At 72.4% G+C, this 24562-nt stretch carries 20 protein-coding genes and 2 pseudogenes; 6 read left to right on the top strand and 16 right to left on the bottom strand.

Going from position 1 to position 24562, the window contains the following annotated elements; genetic code table 11:
• Positions 1–3: 3 nt before the first annotated feature.
• A complete protein-coding gene (locus tag AB0I91_RS10730; RefSeq protein ID WP_499636482.1) occupies positions 4–195 on the bottom strand; it encodes a hypothetical protein in 192 nt (63 codons plus the stop codon).
• Positions 196–854: 659 nt separating this feature from the next.
• On the opposite strand from AB0I91_RS10730, the gene AB0I91_RS10725 reads away from it, so the two are divergent.
• Together AB0I91_RS10725 and AB0I91_RS10720 are read left to right on the top strand one after the other, a co-directional pair.
• A complete protein-coding gene (locus AB0I91_RS10725) occupies positions 855–1274 on the top strand; it encodes a hypothetical protein (protein ID WP_498772928.1) in 420 nt (139 codons plus the stop codon).
• Positions 1275–1420: 146 nt separating this feature from the next.
• Positions 1421–1894, top strand: a complete 474-nt coding sequence (locus tag AB0I91_RS10720; RefSeq protein WP_499636480.1) for an RICIN domain-containing protein — start codon at positions 1421–1423, stop codon at positions 1892–1894.
• A gap of 259 nt (positions 1895–2153) precedes the next feature.
• On the opposite strand, the gene AB0I91_RS10715 is transcribed toward AB0I91_RS10720, so the two are convergent.
• The 4 genes and pseudogenes from AB0I91_RS10715 to AB0I91_RS10700 all read right to left on the bottom strand — a co-directional run bounded on the left by AB0I91_RS10715 (position 2154) and on the right by AB0I91_RS10700 (position 3938).
• Positions 2154–2621 (bottom strand): IS630 family transposase, encoded by a 468-nt coding sequence (locus AB0I91_RS10715; RefSeq protein WP_499636547.1) that lies wholly within the window; start codon positions 2619–2621, stop codon positions 2154–2156.
• Between the two features lie 128 nt (positions 2622–2749).
• Positions 2750–2947 (bottom strand): annotated as a pseudogene (locus AB0I91_RS10710) (helix-turn-helix domain-containing protein); the annotation flags it as partial.
• A 201-nt stretch (positions 2948–3148) separates the two neighbouring features.
• The gene (locus AB0I91_RS10705; RefSeq protein WP_499636478.1) at positions 3149–3397 is read right to left on the bottom strand and encodes a hypothetical protein; all 249 of its coding nucleotides are present in this window, start codon (positions 3395–3397) and stop codon (positions 3149–3151) included.
• Position 3398: 1 nt separating this feature from the next.
• A complete protein-coding gene (locus AB0I91_RS10700) occupies positions 3399–3938 on the bottom strand; it encodes a transposase (RefSeq protein WP_499636546.1) in 540 nt (179 codons plus the stop codon).
• An 86-nt stretch (positions 3939–4024) separates the two neighbouring features.
• Between AB0I91_RS10700 and AB0I91_RS10695 the strand changes: the two genes are divergently transcribed.
• Positions 4025–4300, top strand: a complete 276-nt coding sequence (locus AB0I91_RS10695) for a hypothetical protein (protein WP_498772936.1) — start codon at positions 4025–4027, stop codon at positions 4298–4300.
• Here AB0I91_RS10695 and AB0I91_RS10690 read toward each other — a convergent pair.
• Positions 4278–4502: a transposase domain-containing protein gene (locus tag AB0I91_RS10690; protein WP_499636476.1), complete on the bottom strand. Its 225-nt coding sequence runs from the start codon at positions 4500–4502 to the stop codon at positions 4278–4280. The genes AB0I91_RS10695 and AB0I91_RS10690 overlap by 23 nt on opposite strands.
• Positions 4503–4785: 283 nt before the next feature.
• Positions 4786–4941: a hypothetical protein gene (locus tag AB0I91_RS10685; RefSeq protein ID WP_499636474.1), complete on the bottom strand. Its 156-nt coding sequence runs from the start codon at positions 4939–4941 to the stop codon at positions 4786–4788.
• A 576-nt stretch (positions 4942–5517) separates the two neighbouring features.
• Here AB0I91_RS10685 and AB0I91_RS10680 point away from each other — a divergent pair.
• Positions 5518–6321: an LURP-one-related family protein gene (locus AB0I91_RS10680; RefSeq protein ID WP_499618296.1), complete on the top strand. Its 804-nt coding sequence runs from the start codon at positions 5518–5520 to the stop codon at positions 6319–6321.
• 39 nt (positions 6322–6360) lie between these two features.
• Here AB0I91_RS10680 and AB0I91_RS10675 read toward each other — a convergent pair whose 3' ends face one another.
• Positions 6361–9270, bottom strand: coding sequence for an AfsR/SARP family transcriptional regulator (locus tag AB0I91_RS10675; RefSeq protein ID WP_499636472.1), 2910 nt, complete (start codon positions 9268–9270; stop codon positions 6361–6363).
• A gap of 220 nt (positions 9271–9490) precedes the next feature.
• Between AB0I91_RS10675 and AB0I91_RS10670 the strand changes: the two genes are divergently transcribed.
• Positions 9491–10237: a hypothetical protein gene (locus tag AB0I91_RS10670; protein ID WP_498772946.1), complete on the top strand. Its 747-nt coding sequence runs from the start codon at positions 9491–9493 to the stop codon at positions 10235–10237.
• A 144-nt stretch (positions 10238–10381) separates the two neighbouring features.
• On the opposite strand, the gene AB0I91_RS10665 is transcribed toward AB0I91_RS10670, so the two are convergent.
• Positions 10382–11332: a helix-turn-helix transcriptional regulator gene (locus AB0I91_RS10665; RefSeq protein WP_498772948.1), complete on the bottom strand. Its 951-nt coding sequence runs from the start codon at positions 11330–11332 to the stop codon at positions 10382–10384.
• Between the two features lie 116 nt (positions 11333–11448).
• Between AB0I91_RS10665 and AB0I91_RS10660 the strand changes: the two genes are divergently transcribed.
• Complete coding sequence (locus tag AB0I91_RS10660; protein ID WP_499636470.1) at positions 11449–12393, top strand: alpha/beta fold hydrolase; 945 nt, start codon at positions 11449–11451, stop codon at positions 12391–12393.
• A gap of 88 nt (positions 12394–12481) precedes the next feature.
• Here AB0I91_RS10660 and AB0I91_RS10655 read toward each other — a convergent pair whose 3' ends face one another.
• From AB0I91_RS10655 to AB0I91_RS10625, 7 genes and pseudogenes are all read right to left on the bottom strand, one after another.
• A complete protein-coding gene (locus AB0I91_RS10655) occupies positions 12482–16000 on the bottom strand; it encodes a hypothetical protein (RefSeq protein ID WP_499636468.1) in 3519 nt (1172 codons plus the stop codon).
• The gene (locus AB0I91_RS10650) at positions 15997–17718 is read right to left on the bottom strand and encodes a toll/interleukin-1 receptor domain-containing protein (RefSeq protein ID WP_499636466.1); all 1722 of its coding nucleotides are present in this window, start codon (positions 17716–17718) and stop codon (positions 15997–15999) included. The genes AB0I91_RS10655 and AB0I91_RS10650 overlap by 4 nt, the downstream gene beginning before the upstream one ends.
• Positions 17719–17731: 13 nt before the next feature.
• Positions 17732–19378 carry a hypothetical protein gene (locus tag AB0I91_RS10645; protein ID WP_499636464.1) on the bottom strand — a complete coding sequence of 549 codons (1647 nt, stop codon included), beginning with the start codon at positions 19376–19378 and terminating at the stop codon, positions 17732–17734.
• Positions 19375–19632, bottom strand: a complete 258-nt coding sequence (locus AB0I91_RS10640) for a hypothetical protein (protein WP_499636462.1) — start codon at positions 19630–19632, stop codon at positions 19375–19377. The genes AB0I91_RS10645 and AB0I91_RS10640 overlap by 4 nt, the downstream gene beginning before the upstream one ends.
• Complete coding sequence (locus AB0I91_RS10635) at positions 19571–21166, bottom strand: hypothetical protein (RefSeq protein WP_499636460.1); 1596 nt, start codon at positions 21164–21166, stop codon at positions 19571–19573. Before AB0I91_RS10635 ends, AB0I91_RS10640 begins: the two co-directional genes overlap by 62 nt.
• Positions 21163–22659 carry a hypothetical protein gene (locus AB0I91_RS10630; protein WP_499636458.1) on the bottom strand — a complete coding sequence of 499 codons (1497 nt, stop codon included), beginning with the start codon at positions 22657–22659 and terminating at the stop codon, positions 21163–21165. Before AB0I91_RS10630 ends, AB0I91_RS10635 begins: the two co-directional genes overlap by 4 nt.
• Positions 22640–24556 (bottom strand): annotated as a pseudogene (locus tag AB0I91_RS10625) (Hsp70 family protein). The gene AB0I91_RS10630 and the pseudogene AB0I91_RS10625 overlap by 20 nt, the downstream one beginning before the upstream one ends.
• Positions 24557–24562: the final 6 nt, after the last annotated feature.

The following is a 24562-nucleotide window of genomic DNA, read 5'->3' as shown; positions in this document are numbered from 1 at the left end:
CATTCACTGGGTGTGTATCCGGGTTCGCGGCAAGTTCGGCGGCGTCTGGGGGTGCTCGGGACGGCAGGCGTCGATTGCGTCCAGGCGGCGGTGCGTGCCCTCCTTGGACGGCTCGAGGTAGCGCTCGAGGGTGCGCCGGTCCTCGTGGCCGGAGAGGTTCATCAGGTCGGCCTCGGTCGCGGTCCTTGCCGGCATGGGTGAGCCGCGGTCCAGCAGGTCGTGCGGGTCCCACCCGTTTGTCGCGGACCCGCACTGTGCCGTCGTTCGGCGCGATCCGGGTCGGCAGGAAGCTCGGGCCGGTGCGGCGGCGCCCGAGGAGTTGACCGAGCATCAGCACGGTGCGCGTCGTATAGCAGCTTGTCGCCCCTGCGCTTTGTGCGGGCGCTCCTGTTCCCGCAGTCGAGGTTCTCGACGTCCAGGCCCAGAGACTTCTCGGCGCGGGCCGCGGTGGTGTAGAGCACTGACCACAACGTCCGGTCCTCGTGCTGGTGCTCCCGGCGGAGCCCGTGGAGCACCATCTCAGCGTCGTTGATCCACTCCTGGTCGGCGAAGTAGGACGAAGCGCTGGCGAGGGCGGCGCGCTTGGCGTTGAACGTCGCCGGCTGCCGGTGGCCCCGTGCGGTGCGGATGTTGGTGTGCAGCCGCTCGCAGGCTGGGCTGGGCTGGGCCAGGTCGACCGCGTCGGGATGCCGGCGAACGCGGTCGTCCGGGCGGAGGTGTCGGCACTCCAGAAACGTACAAGATTCTTCCCAGGCACGTCCTGCACGCTGTCTTCTGGGGCGGTCGAACGCCTTCGCGCGGTGGCTCCCGAAGAATGGCGGCAATCCGGGCGTATCGCCGGATGAGGGGATGAAATGAAATATTTCAAACGGGTTCGTCATCTGTCCGCTGCCATGCTGACGGGCACAACGCTTGTCGCCGGCGGTATCGTCTCCGCTCCGGCGGCGTACGCCGAGGATGCGGACTCGGTGTCCCGGACCTCGCCGGAAGGCGGTTTCGGGTACGGAGGATTCGTGAACCCGTCGTCGGACAGGCGGGACATGGACGTCTGCGACGGCGGAGCCAAAGATGGCAGACGAGCCGTGGCGATGCTGGAGGTCCGGGGCACGAGGTACGAAGTTCATGCCGCCGGAGGTACCGGGGACTGCCAGTTCTGGGAGGACTTGCCCACCATCTCCACCGGTCAGTCCTTCCGATTCAGGGTATGCCTCCGGAACGGCCCGGGCGGCACCGACGTCTACTGCGACACCTGGCAATACGGCATCGTCGACTGACGCCGGTCGCCGGATTCGCACAGTTATCCGACCTCGAACCATCACTGATCGGTTGCGGTCGGGTGGGTTGAAATAAAACCGACCAGGGGGAGATCATGTCATCTGTCAAAAACTGGACTGCTCTGACGGCTGCGCTCATGTTCACAATGGCGATCACCGTGCCCGCGACCGCCGCGGCGCAACCGTCGGCGATGACCGGGGAGCGGTGGCAGTTCCATGCCCAATACAACGGTCTGGTCATGGACGCCGCCGGGTCCGGCGGACATGGCAGCGCCGTCCAGCTGTGGCCGTCGAACGGCACCGCCGCCCAGGTGTGGGTAGAGGAGGATGCACGCGAGGGCGGTGACTACTACCACCCGTCCTACGACTGGGGGCTGTGCCTGGACTTCGACGGCGAACGCGGTTGGGGAGTGCGCATCAAGGTCAATCGCTGCGACGGGAGCGCCTCGCAGCGGTGGCACCGCCTTTCCCATCCTGTGGGTGGGCACCAGCTCGCCACGCACACCGATGGAGCTTTCGTGCTCGACATTCCGAGTTCGGACTACTCCGCCGGTAGGCAATTGCAGTTGTGGGGTCCCAACGGCAGCGCTGCGCAGCAATGGAGCATTTGGGGCGTGTAGCCGCACAGCGGAACCGCGCTGATGAGGCGTCCCGGGGCTGCGGCATCCGCCGCTGCCCCGGAGCCAGTCGTATTTGTTGCCGACCGAAGCACCGTGCATTTTCGGTGCAGGAATACGAACCGCTCGTCCAGATCGTCGATGTGGGTCTGGCGAACCTGCAGCCGGTGCTAGGACTGGGCCGCTCGTCTTGGCCTCGTACGCAACCGCCGCAGCTCGCGGTAGAGCCGTTCCCTGGCCAGCCCGGTCCGCTCGGCCGCGGTCATGCCGACCGGCCTGGTTGACAGGCGGTGCGCGGAAGGTCGTGACAGGCTGCCTGTGTACGGATGGTGCCATTGAGGGTGAAGTAGCGCAGGGCGGTGAACTCGGCCTCGATCCAGTTCAACCAGCTGGAGTAGGTCGGCAGGAACACCAGCTCGACGTCGTTGGCGGCGGCCCAGGCGTGGACGTCGGGGTGGCGGTGGGGCGAGAAGTTGTCCATGACCAGGTGGAGTTGTTGACCCGGCCACCGCGCCCGCAGGCTTCTGAGCAAGTCCAGGAGTTCGCCGTGCCGTTTGTGACGGCGGATGCGGTAGTGGATCTTCCCTGTGGCCAGGTCCAGGGCGGCGAGCATGTGCATGACGCCGTGGCGGCGGTTGTAGGTGGCCCGTAATCGCAGCGGGGAGCCGGTCGGCCGCCAGACCTGCCTTTGCGGGGCTGGAGGTTGAGCGGCCCGAACTCGTCGATGCAGATCACCCGGCCGCGCTCAGATGGGTGGTCGTAGAGGTCCAGGATCCGGTCCATCCTGGTCGGGAAGTCCGAGGCCTTCCAGGTGGAGGTGCTCTGCCAGGACATGCCGCCGGTGTGCAGGATGCGGCGCAGGGTCTCCCGGGTGATCGCCGCCACGGTGCCGCGATCGAGCAGGTGCTCGCGCAGCCTGGACAGCGACCAGGTCGAGAACGCGCTGATGCCCCAGGAGGAGGGGGAGGTCCGGGCGATCAGACAGATCCGCTCGCGGACCGCCTCACCGATCACCCTCGGACGTCCCCTGCTCCATTTCGGGTCCGGTGCCGCGAAACCCCCGCTCGTTGAACGCGTGGATCACATCACGCACGTAGTCGACCGATCCGGGCCAGCTTGCGGCCTTCGTCCATGGACGAAGGCCGGACGAACACCTCCGGACGACGACCCACGACCACCTCCCGCTCGACATGGGAGGACCAGCCTGGCCTGTAACCCAACCAGGCCGATTACCGGGTCAACGTTCCGAGTGCAGCACTAGACGCTGCCTCCGACGTCGAACTCGTCCTGCGAGGAGGTCACTTCGCGGGGTACGCGGATCAGTGCCTCTCGGATCATGGTGGACAGATCCGGAATGTGCGCCCCGAGCTCGCGCGGCCAGGTAATGATCTGAGGGACCGGTTTCCTCATCCGGCGAGAGAGGACGAGTAGGTGGTGCAGTGACACGCGGTTGCTGCGCGTGATTCGCTGGTCGCCATTGTCGGTGGTGCCGAGTAACCTCGGCACGTCATCGAGGGTGAGACCTGAAGGCAGGCGCGGACACGACAGTGTAAGACCTCACGCCCTGAGGCGAGATGCCACATGGTGCGGAGTGGTCCGCAGTTCGACGGCCGTGGTGATGACCGAGGCGTACGGGACCACGCCGCCGAGCGGGATATCCCACCAAAGCATCTCGCTGTAGGGCGCGAGAACGCAGCACCTGCCCTGGACCGCGTTGATGGGTCTTGAGTTCGTCCAGCGCGGTCTCGATCTCCCAGCGTTGGCAGTACAACGCCGCCAACTCCTTCGCCGGGGCCCCGCGGTGGTCCAGGATCGTGGTGATCAACCGGTAGGGCGCGTCGTGCCCGGGGCGTGCGGGATCGTCCAGTGCGTACCCCACGACCCGGACGGTCACCGGATCCATGCGGCGGTAGTGGTGGTCGGTGGCCACGATTTCCGACAGATACGACCTGTCGGGCAGGTCTTCCCGCACCGACAACACGATGTTGGCGTGTACCCGCCACAACAGGTCCGCCCCGTTCGCGGACGCTGCCCGCCACAGCGGCAGCCCGGCGAACCGCCCGGTCGGCGATCACCAGCTCACCCGCGCCCAGACCGGGGAACAGCTCCCGGGCCAGGGTGGCCTCGGCCGCCGTGATCGGGCCCAGCATGGCCGCGGCGATCGCGTGGGTGCCGCACTCGGCCACCGCCACCACCCGCACCTGCGGAAACGCCGCCCGATCACCCCGCGCCGCCGACCTGCCGCTGCCCGGCCGACCGAACCGTTCGGTGTTCTCGGGCGCGTCGAACGTCGTGCCGTCGACGGCGAGCACCCGCCAGGTCCGATACCACGACCCACGCGTGGTCGGCCCGGGCAACGGCTTCGCGACCTGTTCGAACAACGCCTTCAACGGCGCCGGGCCCAGCTGACCCAAGCCCGGGAGATCGCCGCCGTGGTCGGCACCCACCAGGGCTTGGACCACCGCGCCGCCCACGACATACCCTCGGTCAACAACCGGGCCACCTCTTCATAACCCTGACTGGAGAACAGGCACATCGCCAACACGAAATACACCACCACCGGCGGCAACAACCGATCACGCCGCCCCTCCCGCCCGGTCTCGGCGATCACCCGATCTCGTCGGTCACGCGGCGCTTCTGCCACGCGTTGCACATCAGAGTGGCCGTCTCCGAGACCTGGATGCCGCCGTTCTCCCACACTTTTCTGCCACCCTCCAGGACCACCAGTTCGGTGAGCGGCTACGGGGCGGCGTCGGTGATCACATTGGTGCTGGTGATTTCCAGGATGCCCGCGTCTTGCGCACCGTGGAGTTGTCGGTGGGCTCCTGGTAGTGGCCGACCAGGAACGTCAGCTCGACATCGCGGGCGATCTGCACCAGCGCCTGACGGGTCTGTCAGTCCGTCTCGTTGGGCACGGCGTTGGTGCCGTCGATCGCGGCGGCGTCGGGATTGGCCGCACAGGTCCCGGCGAACATGTTCTGCGTGAACTGGCGGGTGTCCGATGTGGACCTGTTGGGGTGGCAGCGGCACACGTCCGCTGCGACGATCACCGAGCTTCTTTCGGGAGTCCATCACTACCTTCCCGATGCACGACGTCTGATCATCGGGATGATCGTTGAGGCGATCAGCGGCAGATGACGACATCTGGAGGCTGGTCAACACCGTTGAGCTACCGATGCACCTCCGTGTCGGCACGTTCAGCCTGTGAGGATGTGGTCGAGGAGCGGCCCTCGGTTCCAATTCAGGCGAAGCCGGCCAGGGTCGCCAGTCGGCCGAGGTCGGTGCGGATCAGGCGGTTGCCGCGCCGGACCAGCTGTTGCAGCCAACCACCGGACCAAATGCCGTGCCCGGATTCGGGCACGGCCGACCGGCGGCCACGGGGGTGACCGTGCGTAACCGAATTGGATCCGACGCGCGTACGCGGAACCGGATCGGGGCGTGGGCCGCCGCGTCGAAGGCAGGCCGGACCGGCCATCGGCTCGTCCAGTGGCCGGTTCGTGGCGCCCTCGATCCGTCGACGATCGGCGTGACCGGCACTTCCCGAAGCGCTCCCGGGGAAACCCGGGGGCGGAGTTGTTCCGCCGATCGGGGCCGGTGGCGGGCGGTGCGCGACTACTCTGCGCGGCATGGTCAACCCGCAACCCGGCTGGTACCCGGAGCGTCCCGGCTCGCCGGTGGTCCGCTACTGGGACGGCAACCAGTGGACCCCGCAGACGCGGCAGGCCGACGACTCCAGCCCGTGGGAGGTGGCGCTGGACGGCGCGCACGACCCCGACCGCATCCGCGGGCAGCAGCGCCAGGCCGGCGTGGGCCAGGTCGGGCAGGGCGGCGGCACGCTGTTCACCGAGCCCGTGCTGGTGGTCAACCAGCGGGTGAAGCTGATCGAACTGGCCAACGAGTACGCCGTCTACGACCAGCACGGCCGGCAGCTGGGCGCGGTGGTGCAGGTCGGGCAGAGCGCGTTGAAGAAGGCCGTGCGGTTCCTGGGCAGCTACGACCAGTTCTTCACGCACAAGTTCGAGGTCCGCGACGCGCACGGGCACACCGTGCTGCGGCTGACCAGGCCGGCGAAGGTCGTGAAGTCGCGGATGATCGTCGAGCGCGGCGACGGGGCGCCCCTCGGCGAGATCCGCCAGGAGAACGCGATCGGCAAGATCCGGTTCGCGTTCGAGGTCGGCGGTCAGCGCATCGGCGGCGTGCAGGCGGAGAACTGGCGCGCGTGGAACTTCTCCGTCTCCGACCACACCGGCGCCGAGGTCGCGCGCATCACCAAGACGTGGGAGGGCCTGGCGAAGACCATGTTCACCACGGCCGACAACTACGTCGTCCAGATCCACCGGCCGTTGCCCGACCCGTTGCTGAGCCTGGTCGTGGCGTCGGCGCTGACCGTGGACACGGCGTTGAAGCAGGACAGCCGCGGCTTCGGCTGAGTCACCGGCGGCACGCCGACGCTGACGAGGTCGACGTGCTCAAGTCCCGGCTGTGAGGCCGGACGGCCCCGGCCCTCCGCTCCCCGCCTTCCCGGTCCTGATCGACGCCGGCTCCAGGTCGGCGAGCTGGCGGCGGACGCGCTCGGCGTCGGTGTCGCGGCCCTGCTGCCGGTAGAGGTCCAGCGCTTCCCTCCAGGCCGCGCGAGCCTCGGCGTGGTCGCCGAGTGCGAGGTGGGGGTGGGCGAGGTTGTCCAGGGTGTCGGCGGCCTCGGCGGTGTTGCCGACGGCGTGGTAGAGGTCGAGCGCCTGCCGGTAGTGCTCGACGGCCCGGCGGTGGTGGCCGGTGTGGTGCTCGATCCAGCCGAAGCTGTCCAAGGTGTCCGCCTCGCCGTCGAGGTCGTCGTGGCGGCGGTACAGGTCGAGGGCGGCCTGGCAGTGCTCGCGGGCGACCTCGTACTCGCCCAGGCGGGCGGCGTGCCAGCCCACCATGTTGAGCGCGGTGGCCTCCCACACCGGGGAGCCGAGGGCGCGGAAGAGGTCCAGGGCGTGCCGGGCGTGGTCGAGGGCCTTGCGGTCGTTGCCGCGCTGCTCCCAGGCCCACGTGAGGGCGTGGTGGGTATGGGCTTGCTGCGCGAGGTCGTGGTGTTGTCGGGCCAGGGCGAGGGCTTGGTGGAGGTGGTCGATGGCCCGCTCGTGCCGCTCCAGTTCCGCGTTGGCGTGGCCCAGGAGCCGGTGGGCGAGGATGTGCGTGCCGGGGTCGGGCAGGTGGGTGGCGGCCTCGGCCGCGGCCTGCCACACCGCCAGGTCGTCGTGGATGTGCCCGCGCAGGCGGTGGAACGTGCCCAGGGTCCAGGCGATCTGCCACACCACCCGGTGGTCGCGCCGGGCGACGGCGTCCTGCTGGACGGCCAGGAGGTGCAGGTGGTGGGCGTCCATCCAGGCCAGGGCGGTCGCGCGGTCGGGTAACGGGTGGGACTGGACGCCGGGCGCGGGCGGGTCGAGCCGGATCGGTGGGCGGTAGGGGTTCAGCAGGTGGTCGGCGGCGTGGGCGGTGTGCAGGTAGAAGTCCGCCACCCGCTCCAGCGCGGCTTCCCGCGCCGGCTCCGGCAGGTGCTCGTCCGCGGTCGTGGCGTAGGCGCGGACCAGGTCGTGCATCGCGTAGCGGCCGTGCGGGTGCCGGTCCAGCAGCGAGTGGTCCTCCAGCACGCGCAGGGCCTTGCGCGCCTCGGTCGGGGTCAGGCCGGTGAGGGAGGCGGCGGCGGGCAGGTCGGTGTCCGGGCCGGGCGCGATCCCGAGCTGCACGAACACCATCCGCTGCCGTGCGGTGAGGTGGCGCAGCGACCACGACAGCACCGCGGGCAGGCTGGCGGTGAGGTCGGTGTCGTGGTCGAGCATCTCCAGACCCGCCTCGCGCAGTTCCGCGGCCAACTCGGCCAGCGGGAGCCGGGGACGGGTGGCGGCGTGCCGCGCGGTGATCGCCAGGGCCAGCGGGTGCCGACCGCACAGCCCGACCAGCTCGTCGACGGCGTCGGGTTCGGCGTCGGTGCGGTGCCCGCCCAGCCGTGCGGCCAGCAGGGCGCGGGACTCCGCGGGCGTGAGCACGCCCAGGGGCAGGTGGTGCGCGCCGTGCCGGTCGATCAACGACGGCAGGCTGGTGCGGCTGGTGACCAGCACGGTGCAGGTGGGGTTGCCCGGGAGCAGCGGCACGACCTGGTCCGCGGACGCGGCGTTGTCCAGCAGCACCAGCGCCCGCCGCCCGGCCATCAGGTTGCGGTACAGGGCGCCCGGGTCCGACTGGGTGCCGTCCGTGGTGGCGCCCAGGGCGGTGAGGAAGCCGCGCAGCGCGTCGGCCGGGTCGGTCGGCTCCCCGGTGGGGCTGAACCCGTGCAGGTCCACGAACAGCTGCCCGTCGGGGAACCGGTGCAGGTTGCGGTGCGCCCAGGCCAGCGCGAGCCAGGTCTTGCCGACCCCGCCCACCCCGCCGACCGCCGAGATCGCCACCGCGCCGGTAGCCGGGATCGCCCCCGCCCGCGCGCTCGTCCCCGTCCCCGTCACCACCACCGGGTCGCCCGACGCGTCGGCCCCGTCGCCCGTTGCCGCGACCAGGGCGCGGTCGAGTTCGGTCAGCTCGGGCACGCGGCCGGTGAACGGCGCAGGCGCCGCGGGCAGTTGGCGTGGCACCACCGGTGACCGGTCCGCCTCGGGCGAGGCCAGGTCGGGGTCCGCGGCCAGGATCCGGTGGTGCAGCCGCCGCAGGTCCGATCCGGGTTCGGCGCCGAGTTCTTCGGCCAGGCGGGCGCGCAGCCGCCGGTACCGGTCCAGGGCCTCGGCCTGGCGACCGGAGCGGAAGAGGGCGAGCATGAGCTGGGCGGCCACGTGCTCGTCCAGCGGGTGCTCGGCGGCGCGGTCGGTCAGCTCGGGCAGCAGCGCGGCGTGCCGCCCGAGCCGCAGCGCCAGGTCCAACCGGTCGGTGTCGGCGGCGAACCGCTCCTGCTCCAGCCCGTGGCGCACCGAGGTGATCCACGGCGTGTCCAACCCGAGCAGCGCCTCGCCCCGCCAGAGCCCGGCGGCGACCTCGGCCAGCTCCAGCGCGCGGACCTGGTCGGTCTCGGCGCGCGCCCGCGCGACCAGCCGGCGGAACCGGTGCACGTCCACCGCTTCCTCGTCGACGACCAGCTCGTACCCGCTGGACCGGTGCACGATGGCGGCGTGCTCGGTGGCGCGCAGGGCCCGGCGCAGGCGCGACAGGTAGCCGTACAGGGTGTTGCGGCCGCCGGGCGGGACCCGGTCACCCCAGGCCCGGTCGAGCAGCTGGTCGGCCGACAGCCACTGGTTGGCCTCGACCAGCAGCACCGCCAGCACGCACCGCTGCCGGGCGTGACCGAGGTCCACCGGTCGCCCGCCGACCCACGCCTGCACCGGGCCCAACACGCGGAACTCCACCGCCACCGCGGGACTCCCTTTCGCCGACCGGCCCCCGTGATCCCGGTCTAGCAGGGGCTTCGCGCGGTTGCAGGTTTCCCGCAGGTTTTCGTTCGTTCGGTCGAGCAAGGTGGCGGACGTGACGGACCGGAACGGCACGAGCCCACGACACGCCGGTCCTCGCCGCACCCCCATCACGGTCACGGAGGACTTCATGCGGTTACGGCAACGAGCGCCGCGGAGCGGTATGCGTTCGCGACTGGTGCGCGGCACGACGGCCGCGGTCCTGGCCACGGCGATGGTCGTGCCGATGGCGGCTCCCGGCGCGCAGGCCGCCCCCGCCGCGGCGCCGCAGTCCGGTGAGGTGTCGGCGACCTCGGTGCAGGTGATCGTCGCCGCGGCCCAGGCGGCCTACTCGGCGTACCGGCAGTTCGCGAAGGCGGGCATGTCGGTGGAGGAGGCGACCAGGCAGATCCTCAGCGCGATCGACTCGGCCAAGAACGAGATCATCTCCCACATCGACCTCGTCGCCACCGCGCAGGCCAAGGCGTGCGCGCGGGCCGCGATCATCGACTTCGCGGACATCGAGCGGTTCACGCCGGACACGCTCCAGGCGTTCGCCCGCGACGCCACCGCCTGCGTCACCTACATCGACAGCCTGCTCGACGCCGTGGTCGACCCCGGCGCGATCGACCAGCTCGGGTTCGCCCTCGACGCGGTCGGCCCGGTGGCGCTGATCGCCCGCGGGCGCGCCGGCCTGACCACGCAGGGCCTGGCGGACACCCTCGTGCACGGCAACACGACGGTGATCTCCAAGCTCACGCCGACCTGCAAGGGCGTGTACCGCGAGGGCATGCTCGAGTGGTACGGCTGCACCGCGTACAACGGCGACAAGGGTCAGCACGACACCTCCGTGCAGATCGCCGCGGACCGGGCCACCGCGAACACCAGCCGCCCGGTCGCCAAGACCTCCCGGACAGTCCTGCTGTCCTGACCCGAGGGGTGTTCCCGCCCGCGGCCTTCCCCCCGACGGGCCGCGGGCGGGGGCTTTTCGGGCCGCGATCACCACCACGGTCGCAACCACGGCCGTCCGGCGCACGACGGCCCACGTGCGCACGACCGGGTCCACCAGCAGGTCTCAGCCGTACCGTTCGACGAGTGCGGCGCCGATCGCGGCGAGGTGGTCCCGCACACCCTCGGGACCGGTCACCTCGAGCCACTCGACCAGCCCGGCGAGCTCGCCGGCGAGCGCGTACTCGTTGTAGCCGCGGATCACGACCTCGATGCGGCCGCCGGTCGTGGCACCTCCGACCTCGAGCCGGTCGCCGAGCACCATCCGGAGCCGGGCGATCCCGTCGGGTGCGCAGGTCGCCTGGAGCTCTAGGGGCGTCCGCCTGCGGTCGACCTCGTCGGCAATCTCGCGCCAGCTCGCGGCGAGGTCGAAGTCGTCGGGTCGGTGCGCGGGATCGCCGGTCGGGTCGGCGGAGGACACGCGGTCGATCCGGAAGGTCCGCCTGCCCGCCTCGGTGTGGCAGACGAGATACCACGACGGTCCCTTGGCGACGATGCCCAGTGGGTGGACGGTCCGCTCGGTTTCGGCGCCGTTGCCGTCGACGTAGCCGAGCCGCACCTGGACGCGGCGGATCACCGCGTCCTGGAGGTCGTCGAGGAAGCGGGGCGGCGGTCGGTGCTCGATCCGGCTCGACCCCCACCGTTGCGGGTCCATGACGAACGACGACGCCGCGGCCTCGGCCTGCACCCGGAAAGGCTCCGGCAGGGCACGGACGAGCTTGCGCAGCGCCGCTTTCACGGCCGGCGTCGCGGCCGAGGCCGGGCCGGCGACCAGGAACAGGGCGCGGGCCTCACCCGCGGTCAACCCGGACAGGTCGGTGCGGGCGCCGCCCACGAGCCGCCAGCCGCCGCCCCGGCCCTGGATGGAGTAGACGGGCACGCCGGCCATGGCCAGGGCGTCGAAGTCACGGCGGGCGGTGCGCTCGGACACCTCCAGCTCCCGGGCGACGTCCGCCGCCGTCAGCTGCTCGCGCTGTTGCAGCAGCAGGAGGATGGCCATCAGCCGGTCGGCTCGCACACCGGCAAGACTCCCACGGAAAACCGGTCATGGGGTGACCGGTTTCGGTCGGCACGATGGCACCACGCCGCGTCGGCCGTCGGCGCTGACGCCCCCAACCACCCAGAGGAAACGCAATGTTCAACCCGACCGACTTTCCCCAACCCACCCTCGTCCCCGTCAACGGTGTGGAACTCGAGGTCTTCGAAGCGGGCCGGGAGAACGCGGGGAAGCCCATCGTGCTCTGCCACGGCTGGCCGGAGCACGCCTTCTCCTGGCGCCACCAGGTGCCTGCCCTGGCCGCGGCGGGCTACCACGTCATCGTCCCGAACCAGCGGGGCTACGGGAACTCGTCCCGTCCGACCGAAGTGGCGGACTACGACATCGGGCACCTGTCGGGTGACCTCGTCGCCCTCCTCGACCACTACGGCTACGAGGACGCCACCTTCGTCGGCCACGACTGGGGCGCGTTCGTCGTCTGGGGCCTGACCCTGCTGCACCCGGACCGGGTGAACGGCGTGGTAGCGCTGAGCCTGCCCTACCAAGAGCGCGGGGACACGCCCTGGATCGAGTCCATGGAGGCCGTGCTCGGCCCCGACTTCTACTTCGTCCACTTCAACCGGCAGCCGGGCGTCGCGGACGCCGTGCTCGACGAGCACGCGGCCCGGTTCCTGCGCAACCTGTTCCGGAAGAACGAGCCGCCGAAGCCGCCGCGGCCGGGCATGGCGATGATCGATCTCGCCAGGGCGGAGACACCCCTCGGCGAGCCCGTCATGAGCGACGGCGAACTGGCCGTCTTCGTCTCCGCCTTCGCGTCGACGGGCTTCACGAGCAGTATCAACTGGTACCGGAACCTCGACCGCAACTGGCGTCTGCTGGCCGACGTGGACCCGGTCGTCCGACAGCCCGCACTCATGATCTACGGCGATCGCGACACGATCCCGAGGTCTGCACGACTGACCGAGTTCGTGCCGAACGTGGACGTGGTGGGCCTGGACTGCGGTCACTGGATCCAGCAGGAAATGCCGGACGCGACGAGCCGGGCGATCCTGAAGTGGCTGGACCAGCGGGCTGCCGGCTGACGGCGGGTCCGGCCGGAACCGCACGCGCGGCGCGCTGCCCCGTCGCCAGGTCGAGTCCGGCACCCCGCCGGGCGCGCCGGCGGTTCCCTCAGCGGACCTTGCCGAGGATCGCGTCGACCTCGTCGAGCCGGGCCCGGTCGGCCAGGGCGTGGTGGTCGTCGGTCGGGTCGTGGTCCAGCAGCAGGGTGGCGGCGTGGTCGGCGCACTCGGTGCGCAGGCGGGTCAGCTCGTCCCGCAAGGCGGCGCGACGTGCGCCGAACGTCGTGCGCATGGCGGTGCGGACCGAGACCGCGTGCTGGTAGAGCAGCTGGGTCAGCTGGTACCGGGCGTGGGAGTTGCCCTCGTCGTCGCGCAGCAGCCGGCGGAGGTCCTTGGCCAGTGAGTCCGGGTCCACCTCCCCGGGACGGCGGCGGTGCTTGGCGATCGTCACCTCGACCACGAGCCGGCGTCGGGCGTCGCCTGCGTCGACCTGGGACATCAGGGCGAAGTCGGCCGCGATGTCCCCGGCCGTGGACGGAGGGCCGGGCCACCGCGTCGAGCGGCGGTGGACCAGGACGAACAACCGGTGCACCTCGTCCAGGTGCTCTCCCTTGCGGGCGAGCTTGCGCAGCCGCGTGCGGGCGTCCAGGAGTTCGTCGCACTGGATGCAGAGGCGCACGTAGGCAGGTGAGTCGCGCGGGACGCAGGCGGCGCGGGCTTCGGCGAGCAGCGGCAGCGCGCGGGCGCGTTCGCCCACCGCGTCCAGGAGTTCGCCCAGCATGGCGGCGGGACCGGCGGCGCCGCGCAGCCGGGTGATCCAGTGCACCATGGTGGGCAACGCCGCCAGCACGGCGTCCCGGGCCTCGCGCGCCGAGGCTTCGTCGTCCTGCCGGGCGACCGCGTCCGCCGCCGACGACAGGTGGACCGGGCGCGGGTCGTTCAGCAGGTCGAGCGCGTGCTCCACCGACGGCAGGTAGACCGGGTGCGGGTCTTCCAGCAGGTCCAGGTAGCGCTCGGGCGCGCCGTTGCGGTGCCAGGACCGGCAGAGGCGTTGGTAGCGGTCGGGGAAGTCGGCCGAGGAGTCCAGCCTGTTCTCGGCGGCGCGGATGACGCGTTCGACGGCGAACCGGGCGGCGAGACCGGACAGGTCGTTGAGCTTCCTGAGGTACGTGATCGGTGCGCCGAGCCGCAGCACGGCGTCGCGCACGGTCTCGTCGGTCGGGTCCAGCCGCAGCTGGTCGAGCAGGCGCAGGGCGGCGAGGACCTCGCCCGAGCTCTCGGTGACGGGCCAGTCGTCCGAGCCGAGCAGCTCGTTGGCGATGCGCGACTTCCACCGGACTCGGTCGCGCGTCCAGGCGACGTGCGCCTGCTCCTCGTCCTGGTCGGATGCCTCGCGCACGCGGTTGCCGGGCTCGCACGCGGCTTCGTGGGCGGCTTGGAACGCGGTGCGGCACAGGTCCTCGAACGGTGCGCGCACCCGTTCCGGCAGTGGCCGGCAGGCGGTCGCGACGAGGTCCAGCCGGGCGTCGAAGGCCTCGTCGAGCCGGGAGCGCCGCGACGACCGCGCCACACCGAGGCGCAGCACCGGGGCGCGGTACGACAGCGCGCGGTTGAGCTCCTCGAGGCGCAGGTGGGCGATGGCGAGCGCCACTCGCGCCGGGCTGGTCAGCTCGGCCGGGACACCGCGCGGCGGCGGGTGGGGCGTGCCGTCGTCGGCCGGTCTGCCGCACAGCGCCGCCGTGCCGAACGAACCCGCCAGCACGCGGTGGACCTCGGCCCGCTCGGCCGCGCCCCGCGCCGGCGTGCCCGCCAGCAACGCCTCCGCGTAGAGGGCCTCCAGGTAGCGGCTCCACGACCGGGACGCCGCCGCCACGTCGCCCGCCGCCGTGTGGGCGACCGCGAGGTTGCGCAGCACCGAGGTCGACATCGGGTTCTCGGTGAGCATCGCCTGCCAGTGCCTGCGGGCCGGCGTGTGCGCGCCCATCCGGTGGCGCGCCTCGGCGAGGCGGCCGTCGAGGTGGGACCGCAGCAGCACGAGCGCGGCGCGGCGGCGCAGCCCCGGCGGGTACGCGTCGAGCGACTCCCTGGCCCGAGCGGCGTTGTCCGCGAGCGCGCGGTCGACCTCCGCCACGGCGGCGGCCACCCGGGCCCGGGGGTCCGCGGGAGGTGACGTCGGCTCGGAGGTCGGCGCGGTGGTGGGGACTCCGAGCTCCGCGGCGATCGCCGCGACACCAGCCGACACCGGCGCCGGGGTCGGGACCCCGGACGAGCGCAGGTTCTTGCGCACGGCGCTGAGGTGCCCGCTCAGCCCGATCGGTTGCTGGAGCGCGTTCTCGCACGACTCGACGCGCCGGTCGAACTCCTCGTCGTCCACGGTCGCCGCCGCGGTCTGCTTGAACGCCAGCACTTCCCGGCCGCGTTCGACGCGCGTCTGGTCGAGCCGCTTCGCGATGTCGGTCAGGAGCGCGTGGTCCGCGTGGACCTGTGCTCGCACCGCGGCGTCCGCCAGGTCGGCCCGACGCAGCGACTTGGCGATGGCGCCCGCGTTCTTCTTGTGCCGCTCGATCGTCTCGACCTCGCGCTCGAACGCCGCCAGCACAACGCGAGGATCCGAATCCGGCTCCTCCTCCACGGCGACGTCGGCCGGCGCTTCGGGCGGCACGGCGGTGGTGATGACCCGCAACGCCGACGCCATCGCGTCGAGGTGCGGCGCCGGGTCGCCGTCGACGAACCGCCGCGCCGCCGCGTACGCGCTCAGGTTCGGCGCCTGGAGGGGCCGCCACAGCAACCGCCGCTGGTGCACGAGCGCGACGAGCAGGTCGGGCAACTCCCGGCGCACGAGGCACTCGGCGAGGCGGCCGGGCAACGACTCTTCGTCCACCTCGACCAGCTCGCACACCAGGTCGACCACGCGGCGGGCCGGTCCGTCCGGCAGCGGAGCCGCCAGCCTGCGGATGGTCGCGGCCGGATACCCGTGCACCAACCACTGCACGGCCGACACGGTGAACGCCGCCGTGCCGCCGACCCGCCGCCCGGCGAGCTCCGCGATCCGCCGCAGGTCCTCGGCGACCAGGTCCCGGCCGCGCCCGCCCGCGGGCCGGCGCATCACCCGTTCCGCGCTGATGTCGTGGATCCCGGACCACCGGGGCTGACCGGGGCGCAACAGCGGCGGCGGCGCGTCGCCGTCGAGGTCCTTGCCCTCGCGGACGGCCGCTGCGATCTCCTCGACGCGCTGTCGGTGCTCGCCCCCGTAGGAGGGATCGCCGACGCGCCGCTCGTGCAGTCCCTGGTGCACGATCGACAGGTGCGCCCAGACCCGGTGGTTGGTGGGCGCGTGCTCGGCCGCCGCGGTCAGCCAGCTCAGCGCGGCGTCGAGCCGTCCGTGCCGCAGGTGGACCAGGCCGACGTGGTAGGGGTGCTTGGGGTTGCCCGGGTCCACGCGGTGCGCCGTCGCGAGCAGCGACAGCGCTTCCGCCGACGGCGTCGCGGGGTGCACGGCCAGGCGGAAGCACGCCTCCGCCAAGGCGTCCAGCTCGTCGGCGTCCAGCGCGGCGCCCCGCTCGTGGTGGGCCAGCAGGTCGTCCGCGAACGGGCGCAGCACCTCGGGCCGGTTCTCCAAGGACGTCATGGTTGCTCCTCCGCGCCCGTGCGCAGCTCCTCGACCGGCAGGACCAGCGTGCCGCGCCCGTCCGACGTCGCCGCGAGGCGCCCCTCCGGCGAGATCGCGAGCGGGTGGGCCGAGGTGACCTCGATGCGGCCGTCCTGCATCAGCACGTGCGAGCCGTCCGGGTACTCGAAGACGACCAGCCTGCCGTCCCGCGACGCGCACACGACGCGGGCGCCGGGCACCGTGCGGAAGCCCAGGCGCACGGCCAGCTCGGCGTCGAAGCAGACGCCGAGTCCCTCGTCGTCGAGCACGATCGACAGCTCCGGGCCGACCAGCGCGTCCGCGACCTGCCTGACGGGCAGGTCCACGACGAGCGGGCGCTCGGCCCCGTCGTCCAGGCGGTAGATGTGGTGCTCGCCCGCGATCAGCGTGCACCCCGACCCGTGGTGGATGCCCAGCAGCAGTCGTTCCAGCGGGTGCTCGGCCTCGACCCGGCCCCCGTCGTACACGGTCAGCACGCCGTCCAGGCCGCCGACGAGCAGCCGTCCCCCGCCGTCGACCCCGAGCAGTTGCACCCCCGCGCGGTGGTCGAGGACCGTCTCGGGTCGCGCGCCCGCCAACGACCAGACGGCGCCGCTCCACATGCCGACGAGCGGCGTGTCCCCGTCGAACACCAACGCACCCGCCACGGCCAGACCGGGCGCGCGGGCGAGGTCGGCCGTGCGGGTGCTCCCGTCGGCCGCCGCCACCACGACCCGTCCCGTCCAGTCGGCGACGGCCAGGCAGGCGGCGCCGTGCGCCCACAGCCGCGGCCGGCCGGCGAGGTCGACCGCGTCCGGCACCCGGTCGGGCTCGTCGAGCGCGTGCACGGTCAGCTGCTCGCCGTCCAGCACGACGACCCGCCGCGCGTCGGGGAAGAAGGCCTGGCGACCGCTCGCGGGCAGGCGCGGGTGCACGCGGTCCGGTCCGCTCGGTTGCGGCGCGGGCGGGCTCACCTGGATCGGCGCGGTCTCGACGGGTTCGCAGCCGGGCGCCTGCGCCAGCAGCCGAACGGACTCGACCGCCCGCCGGAACGACAGGTCGGTGAACGTCGCGGTGCCGTGCGCGCTCGGCACGACGAGCGTGCCGTTGAGGCCGGCGTCGGGCGGCACGGTGGTGAGCGTGATCGGCTCACCGCTCTCCCGCACCGCCGTGCCGTCGGCGCCGGTCACCGACACCCGCACCGTGGGCAGGGTGTGGTTGACCACGGCTCCGGGCACCGACCCCTTGAACCGGAGCTGCCTGCGGTTCCGCGCGGGTCGCAGGCCCAGCGCGTCGCGCAGCGTCTCGAACCAGTCCGGGTGGGTGACGGCGACCCAGTTGTACCTGCTCGCGGTGAACCAGATCTTGTCCTTGGCCGCCTCCTCCATCAGCACCGGGATGAGCCCGACCTTGCCCGCCTTGTTGAGGTCGACGGCGCGCTGGAGCTCGTACTGGCAGACGTTCTTGCTGAAGTACCGCAGCGAGTACAGGGCGACGAAGTACCGGGACCGGGGCAGCGCCGTCTCCAGGTACTGCTCCCAGTCGACACCCGGCGGGAAGCCCTCCCGGTCGACGTCGATGAAGACCCGCGGCGGCACACCGCGGGAGGTGATGCACTTGTGCAGGCTGTCCGCGAGGTCTCTCGCCTTCTGGTAGTCCTCGCGCGCGTAGCTGATGAAGACGTCCCAGCAACCGTCGTGGCCCTCGGGCTCGGTCATCCGCTGCCCCCTCTCACGCGAACCGGTCGACCGCGGTCACGATGTCCTGGAGCACCTTCCGCGTCCGGGGATCGTGGGCGGAGCGGAGCAACCGCCTCGCTTCCTGGCCGATGAGCGAGAGCTCGAGGAAGTCGGAGCCGAGGTTCCGCTCGTTGATCAGCGGGTGCGGGTAGGGGCTCGACGTCGAGGCCCACCGGTTGAAGCGCTTGACCAGCTCGTTGACGTCGAGGACGTTCAAGGCCTCGCCGATCTCCTCCAGCCGCTGCGCCACCGCGTCGGCGAGCTCCTGCACGTGCCGCTCGATCGCCCTGTTGCCAGCTTGCGCCCGCAGCGCGGGCACCCGGGCCCGCAGTCGCTCCATGGTGCGGCGCAGGGTGATCAGCTGTTGCCGCGTGGGCGGCCGGCCGATCGCGGCCATCGCGGCGTTGTGCTCGTCGAACGCCTCGTTGACGGCCAGCACCGCCTTGGCCTCCACCGCCCGGCGCAGCAGCAGGTCCGCCTCGGGCAGCATCGGGTCGCGCGCGGCGATCCCGGCGGCGGTGACGGCTCGGTCCGGCTCTTTGCCCTGCACCAGGAGGCAGAACGCGTACAGGTAGTTCGGCGGCGGGTAGGCGGGCACGAGGCGCAGGACCTCCGCGAGCACCCGTTCGGCCTCGGCCCAGCGCCCGTCCGCCACCAGGCCGACGGCCTCCTCCCGGTACTGGTCGGCGATCAGCCCGTAGAGCTTCAGGGCGCGTTCGGGCGCCAGCTCGGGAGGGGGCAGTGGTGTCCCGCGTGGGTCACCGGCGCGGACCAGTCCTTCGAGGTACGTGTCGAAGTCGCGCACCAGCTCGGTCTCGCGCCACTCGCGGTCCAGTCGCCGCAACGCCTTGCGGGCGCGCGGGTACGCGCCGTCGGCCAGCGCGCGCACGGCATCGCCCACCAACGACCGCAGTGCCGCCGCCTGGAGCGCGTCCGCGAGCGCGCGGAGCCGGCTCGCGTCGCCCTCGACCTCGTCAACGGCGGCCCGCGCGGTGCGGTACGCCGCCGTGACGTCACCGTCCAGCACCAGCATGATCGCGAGCAGGTAGGGCGGTTCCGGTTCCTCGGGCGCGAGCTCGATGAACCGCCTGAACCTCTCGTCCGCCCGGTGCGGGTCGTGGCGGCGGGCGCCGAGGAACGCGTCGGTCTCCACGGGCGTGAGCACGCGGCGCAGCGTGGCGCGCAGCTCCAGCACGCCGTTGCGCACCGTGGGATCGTCCAGCCGCTCGCGCCGCATCGGCAGCGTGATCTCCAGCGCCGTCATCAGGTCGTCGAGCCGGTAGTGGCAGTACGCCCGCAGGTAGCGCGCCTCGGCGTGACCGGGGGAGAGGGCGAGGAACTCCGCGAGCTGGTCCAGCGCGAGCGCGTACTCGCCTCGGGCGATGTTGGCGCGGGCGTCCTCCAGCAGGTCCTCGCCGTCGTCGCCGACGTCGAGCGAGTCCTCCGCGGCGAGCGTGGCGAAGTCGGGCAGGAAGAGCGTGACCGGCTCCTCGCGTTCCGCGCGCCGCCGCGTGATCTCCTCGAGCCGCCGGAAGTGCTCGCCGAGGTCCCCGCCGGCGCCGAAGCTCAGCCCCGAGAGGTCGGGGAGCCGCGGCGGCAGGTGGGGGAGGGCGGGGGCGTCGCGCCGTTCGCCGGTCATCCGGGCAGTGACTCGGGTTCGGGCACGGAACCGAGCGCGCGTCGGGCGACCTCGCGGCAGAGCAGGTACTCGGCCTCCTGGTCGAGGCCCAGCATCAGCGGCAGCGAGACCGGCAGCGACGCCTCGTCGAACAGCTGCTGCTCGCCCGCCGCCCGGCGGTACTCCACCGGTGGCAGCAGCCCGACCAGCCGTTCACGGTCCAGGCTCGGTGGCCGCTTCCACGCGGTTCGGATCCGGGTCAGCGGTGACGGCACGGTCGCCCCCTTCCTCCTGCGGCAGCAGGAACTCCGCGGTCGTGATCACGAGTTTGTGCTCGCGCTGGAGCAGCGCCTGCGCCTGCGCGGTGAAGAGTTCGGCGACCGCGTCCAGCTCCGCCAGCCGTTCCCGAAGCCGGACCCGGGCGGGCGCGTCGTCGGGCAGGTGGCGCAGCCGCGGGTAGGTGATCAGCTCGATGCGCCTGCGCACCACCTCGATCCGCTGTCGCAGTTCCTCGGGCGACGTGGGTCGCGCCGGCAGCGGCAGGTCCTCACCGAGGTCGTCGGCGTAGCGGGCGAACCGGTCGCGCAACGAGCGCAGCTCCTCGCGGTGCCCCGGGGGCACGCCGGGGTCGGCGAGGAACTCGTGCACCAGCCGCAGGAAGCGCGACAGGGCGTCGCCCTCCCCGCCCAGGGCCCGCTCCTTCTCCACCAGGTACAGCACCTCGGGGACGGCGATGGCCTTGGCGCTGTTCAGGCCGATGCCGCGTTCGAGGGTCGCCAGCGCCGTCTCGCGCTCGTCCTCGCCGGTCGCGAAGTAGTACGACAGCAGGCCTTCGACGAGGAACGCGTCGCCCAGCTCCGGGTCGGCCCCGAGCATCGCCTCGACCCGCTTCGCCAGCTCGCCGCGGTCCTCGGGGCCCGGCGCGCCGGAGAGCTCCGGCCGGTCCGCCCAGCGCCGCAGGAGGACCAGCACCGAGAGCAGCGCCATCGCCGCGCCCAGGTGCGCGCGGTACTCCTCGCCGGCGTCGGTGTCCGGCGCCAACCGGCCCAGCCGCTCGTCGAGGTCGTCCGGGTCGCCCTCCCAGTCGCAGGCGAGCAGCCCCAGCTCCGCCTCCACGGTGCTCAGCCCGCGCTCGGTGGCGCGTTCGCGAGCCGCTTCGAACGCCTCGCGCGCCTCGGCGCGCCGGCGGTCGAAGAACAGCTGGGTGCCCTTGAGCACGTGCAGGTTCTCCGCGGCCTTCGGGATCTCCTCGGTCAGCACGCCCAGGTCGCGCACCCGGTCGAAGTGGCGCAGGGCCTGGTCGGTCTCGCGGCGCCGCCAGTGCGCACCCGCCAGGTGCAGGTGCGACGAGGCGGCCGCGAGACGGGCGCCCGGCCGATCCGCGAGCGCGGCCTCGTGCTCGTGGTACAGCTCCACCGCGCGTTCGTGGCGTTCCAGCTTGTGCTGCAACCACACCGCGAGGTGCGTGGCCGCCGGGTCGTGCCCGGACGCGGTGGCGAGGCTGTCGACGGAGCCGGCGGCCGCCCAGTACCGGTCGGCCTCGTAGGTGCCCAGCATCGCGCGGACGTAGGCGTGCGCGAACCGCGCGTCGGCGAGGTCACGCCCTCGGGGGCCCGCGTTCATCGCCTCGTCGAGCAGCCGGTCGGCCTTCGCCAGCTGCGCTCGCGGGTGCTGGTGGCGCGCGAGGATCCCGAGCGCTTCGTGCAACGGCCCACGCCACCGGCTCGGCACGACCACGAGGAAGTGCCAGGCGCCGGCCAGGCACACCAGCGCGAGCACGACGCACACCACGAGCAGCACCGCGGTCACGGGCTCTCCCCCTCGGCCATGTCGTCCTCCAGCTGCCACAGCAGCAGCTCGTACAGGTCGATCGCGGCCACCTCCACCGACCCGTTCTCCCGCACCCGCCGGAGGCCCTGCCGGATCACGCCCGCGACCTGGGACGCCTCGGCGCGCCGGCCGAGCAACCAGAACGTGCCTGCGTAGGCGATCATCAGGTCGAACCGCCACCACCTCAGGGTCTTGCCGTCGTGCAACCACTTGTGCGCGAACGCGTTCGCCTCGCGCACCCGGCCCTGCCGGACGAGGTGGCTCGTCATCGCCGGCGCGTGCCTGGCGCGCAGCGCGTGCGGCAGGCGGTGGAACGCGTTCCGCACGGTGGCGTCGAGCCGGCGGGTGAAGGAGTCGTCGATGGCGTCGGAGAGCAGCGCCTGCACCATCGCCCACGCCTCGCCGACGGCGACGACGGACATCTGCTCCCCGTACGCCTCCACGCGTTCCGGGTCCACCTCCACCGCCCGGTCGAGCAGGGTCAGCGCTTCGAGCGGCGCGGCCGCGTCCTGGTAGGCGATGGTGGCGGCGAGCACCAGCACGTCGTAGTTCGGATCCTCGACGAGCACCGCGCGGGCCAGCGAGAGCGCCTGGTCCGGGTCGCCCGCCTCACGCAGCGCCCGGACCGCGGCCACGGGGTCCATGGCGTCCCTGGCGTGCTGAAACCGGTCCGCCAGCCAGGTGACGTCGACGTCACCGCGCCCGGGCGAGGTCGTCAGCTCGCACAGGTCGTCGAGCACCGCCCGGATCGGGCCGACGCGCCGCATCCACACCGGCAGCCTGCCGTCGAGCCGTTCCCCGGAGGGCGCCACCGCGCAGGCCGCGCGGTGCAGCAACCGCTCCGCGTCGGTCTCCGGGCTGGTGCCGAAGGAGCGCAGCGCGGCGGCCGCGAGCGCGAACAGGTCCTCCTCCCGGCCGACCGCCGTCTGCCCGCGCGCGAGGCCCGGTGCGAGGTGCAGCACCCGTTCCGGGGCGCTCAGCAACTCCGCGAACGACGGCGCGCCCCAGCACGGCAGCGGCAGCAGCTGCGGCCCGGCGTCCGTGAGCACGACGTCGGCCGGCATCGGCACCATGCCCGGCCCCAGCGACTCCCACCAGCCGGGCAGCGCGCGCAGCGCCTGCACGACCGCGTCGACGCGGCGGGCCGGGTCGGGATCGGCGATGGCGTCGGCGAGGCTGCGCCCGCCGCTCGTCTCGTAGCAGACGACCTGGTACCAGCGACCGCCGAGGCGTTGCTGGTCGCCCGCCGCGTCGGCGGGGACCACGGGGGCGAGGCCCGCGCGGGATCCCAGGTGCTGCCAGCGCTTCAGCTCGTCGCGGTGGTCGGCGCCGATCTCGGTCGGCGTGATCAGCCGGTAGCAGCGCCGCCGGGCGGGTGCGCGGTACAGCGTGCCGCGCCTGCCGACCCCGGCGTACTCGGCGTCGAGCTCCTGCTCGATCAGCCGCACGGGTTCATCGCCGGGCGCGGTCATACGCGTCCTCGAGACGGTCGGCGACGTCGTCCAGCCCGACGCCCGTGCGCACGGCTTCGGTGAACTCGCGCAGCGCGGCGGTGAGGTCCTGCGGCGCGTCGCGTTCCGAGGCCCACGCGGTGACCTTGCGGAACAGCCGGCGGAACTCGGCGGGCACGGCGTCCGGAGCCACGGCCGGAGAGCTCTCGGCGATCACGTCCACGGGCGGCGGGACGGTGAACGGGGACGCGTCGGCGCTCCCCACCGGATCGGTCTCCCGCAGACCCGGCTCCAGCAGCCGCAGCAGCCGCCGCCTGCTCTCGGCCAGCATGTCGATCCTGCCGATGCTGGTGCTCTGCCGGAACGTCGCCTCGTACTCGCGCCCCGCGTTGACGTGGAACACCTTGACCTCGAGCAGCCCGTTCACGTCGAGCTTGAACGTGATGTCGAACTGGTGGTGGCCCGCTTCCCGCGGCTCGATCTTGTCCAGCACGATCGTGCCGACCCGGGTGTTGTCGAACACCAGGCCCGACTCGCCCTGGTAGATCGGCACCTCGACGTTCTCGGAGTCCTTCTGGTTGGTGTAGCGCTTCTCCTTGCGCGTCGGGATCTTCGCGCCGCGCTCGATCAGCGGGTCGAACCTGTCGTCCTGCACGCCGACGCCGAGGGTGTGCTCGGTGATGAGCCGGATCTCGAAGTCGTCGGCGTCGGACTGGCGCTCCGCGGTCGGCCGCCGGTTGAGGTCGAAGGAGTCCGACGCCTCGAACCGGCCGGCGAGGATCGCGGCGCCCCGTGCGACGAGGGTGTCGGGATCGCCGTCGGCGCGGACGAAGTCGTCGTCCTTCTCGAAGTGGTCGACCAGCATCTCCCGCACGAGCGGGATCCGGGTCGACCCGCCGACCAGCAGCACGGCGTCGACGTCCAGCGGCGGCTCGTCCGGGCCGCCCCTGGCCATCTCCAGCGCCTCCAGGACCTTCGTCAGCGACCGGTCCAACGTGGGCTTGATCAACGACCTGAGCGTGGCGCGGTCGAGTTCGACCGGCGGCACGCCGCCGCCCAGGTCGATCGTGGTGCTCTCGTGCAGGGAGAGCTTGCGCTTGGCCTTCTCGGCGGCGGCCAGCGCCTGCATGCGCTCGTCGCCGCTCGGGGACGAGCGGCCCACCTTGTCGTTGAGCCACTTCGCGATGGCCGCGTCGAAGTCCCCGCCGCCCAACCGCGCGTCACCGGCGGTGGCGAGGACGGTGATCTGCCGGTCCTCGGTCTCGATGATCGACACGTCGAACGTGCCGCCGCCGAGGTCGAAGACCAGGTAGACCTTCGCCTCCTCCTCGGCGCGGTCCACCCCGTACGCGATCGCCGCCGCGGTGGGCTCCGGGATCAGCTGCCGCGGGTGCAGGCCGGCCAGCAGCGCCGCTTCCTCGGTGGCCTTCTTCTGCCGTTCGGTGAAGTAGGCCGGCACGGTGACCACCGCGTCGTGCACGCCGCGCCCGAGCTCCCGTTCGGCGATCTCCTACATCCGCATCAGCACCAGGGCGCTGACCTCCTGCGGCCGCAACCACTCGCCGTGCAGGCGGACGCGCAGCGGGTCGTCCACGCGGAACGACGTGCCCCTCGCCCCGAACAGCTCCAGCGTCTCCTCGCTGAAGAGCGCGCCCATCTCGCGCTTGACCTCGATGATCGTCTCGCGGCCCCGACCGGGCGCGGACATGGCCTGCTTCGCCGCGGCGCCGACGATCACCACGCCGGCGTCCGGGTCGAAGCCGACCACGGAGGGCGTGGTGCCGGCGGGCGGGTCGAAGGTGCGGTCGGGAACGATCACCGCGGTGTCCTCGTCGGAGTCGAACACCGCGATCGCCGAGTACGTCGTGCCCAGGTCGATGCCGACGACCCGGTGCAGGTGCGCGTTCTTGTCGTCCATGGTCCC

This window comes from Actinosynnema sp. NPDC049800 (assembly GCF_040656635.1).
In the GTDB taxonomy this organism is placed as follows: domain Bacteria; phylum Actinomycetota; class Actinomycetes; order Mycobacteriales; family Pseudonocardiaceae; genus Actinosynnema.
The sequence above is the reverse complement of the archived record's forward strand: the minus strand, read 5'-3'. Positions and strand labels throughout refer to the sequence as shown.

Excerpts from the sequence above, each read along its gene's own strand:
- AB0I91_RS10730 (WP_499636482.1), bottom strand. The coding sequence starts at position 195 with ATGCCGGCAAGGACCGCGACCGAGGCCGACCTGATGAACCTCTCCGGC.
- AB0I91_RS10725 (WP_498772928.1), top strand. The coding sequence starts at position 855 with ATGAAATATTTCAAACGGGTTCGTCATCTGTCCGCTGCCATGCTGACG.
- AB0I91_RS10720 (WP_499636480.1), top strand. The coding sequence starts at position 1,421 with ATGGCGATCACCGTGCCCGCGACCGCCGCGGCGCAACCGTCGGCGATG.
- AB0I91_RS10680 (WP_499618296.1), top strand. The coding sequence starts at position 5,518 with ATGGTCAACCCGCAACCCGGCTGGTACCCGGAGCGTCCCGGCTCGCCG.
- AB0I91_RS10670 (WP_498772946.1), top strand. The coding sequence starts at position 9,491 with ATGCGTTCGCGACTGGTGCGCGGCACGACGGCCGCGGTCCTGGCCACG.
- AB0I91_RS10660 (WP_499636470.1), top strand. The coding sequence starts at position 11,449 with ATGTTCAACCCGACCGACTTTCCCCAACCCACCCTCGTCCCCGTCAAC.
- AB0I91_RS10655 (WP_499636468.1), bottom strand. The coding sequence starts at position 16,000 with ATGACGTCCTTGGAGAACCGGCCCGAGGTGCTGCGCCCGTTCGCGGAC.
- AB0I91_RS10650 (WP_499636466.1), bottom strand. The coding sequence starts at position 17,718 with ATGACCGAGCCCGAGGGCCACGACGGTTGCTGGGACGTCTTCATCAGC.
- AB0I91_RS10645 (WP_499636464.1), bottom strand. The coding sequence starts at position 19,378 with ATGACCGGCGAACGGCGCGACGCCCCCGCCCTCCCCCACCTGCCGCCG.
- AB0I91_RS10630 (WP_499636458.1), bottom strand. The coding sequence starts at position 22,659 with ATGACCGCGCCCGGCGATGAACCCGTGCGGCTGATCGAGCAGGAGCTC.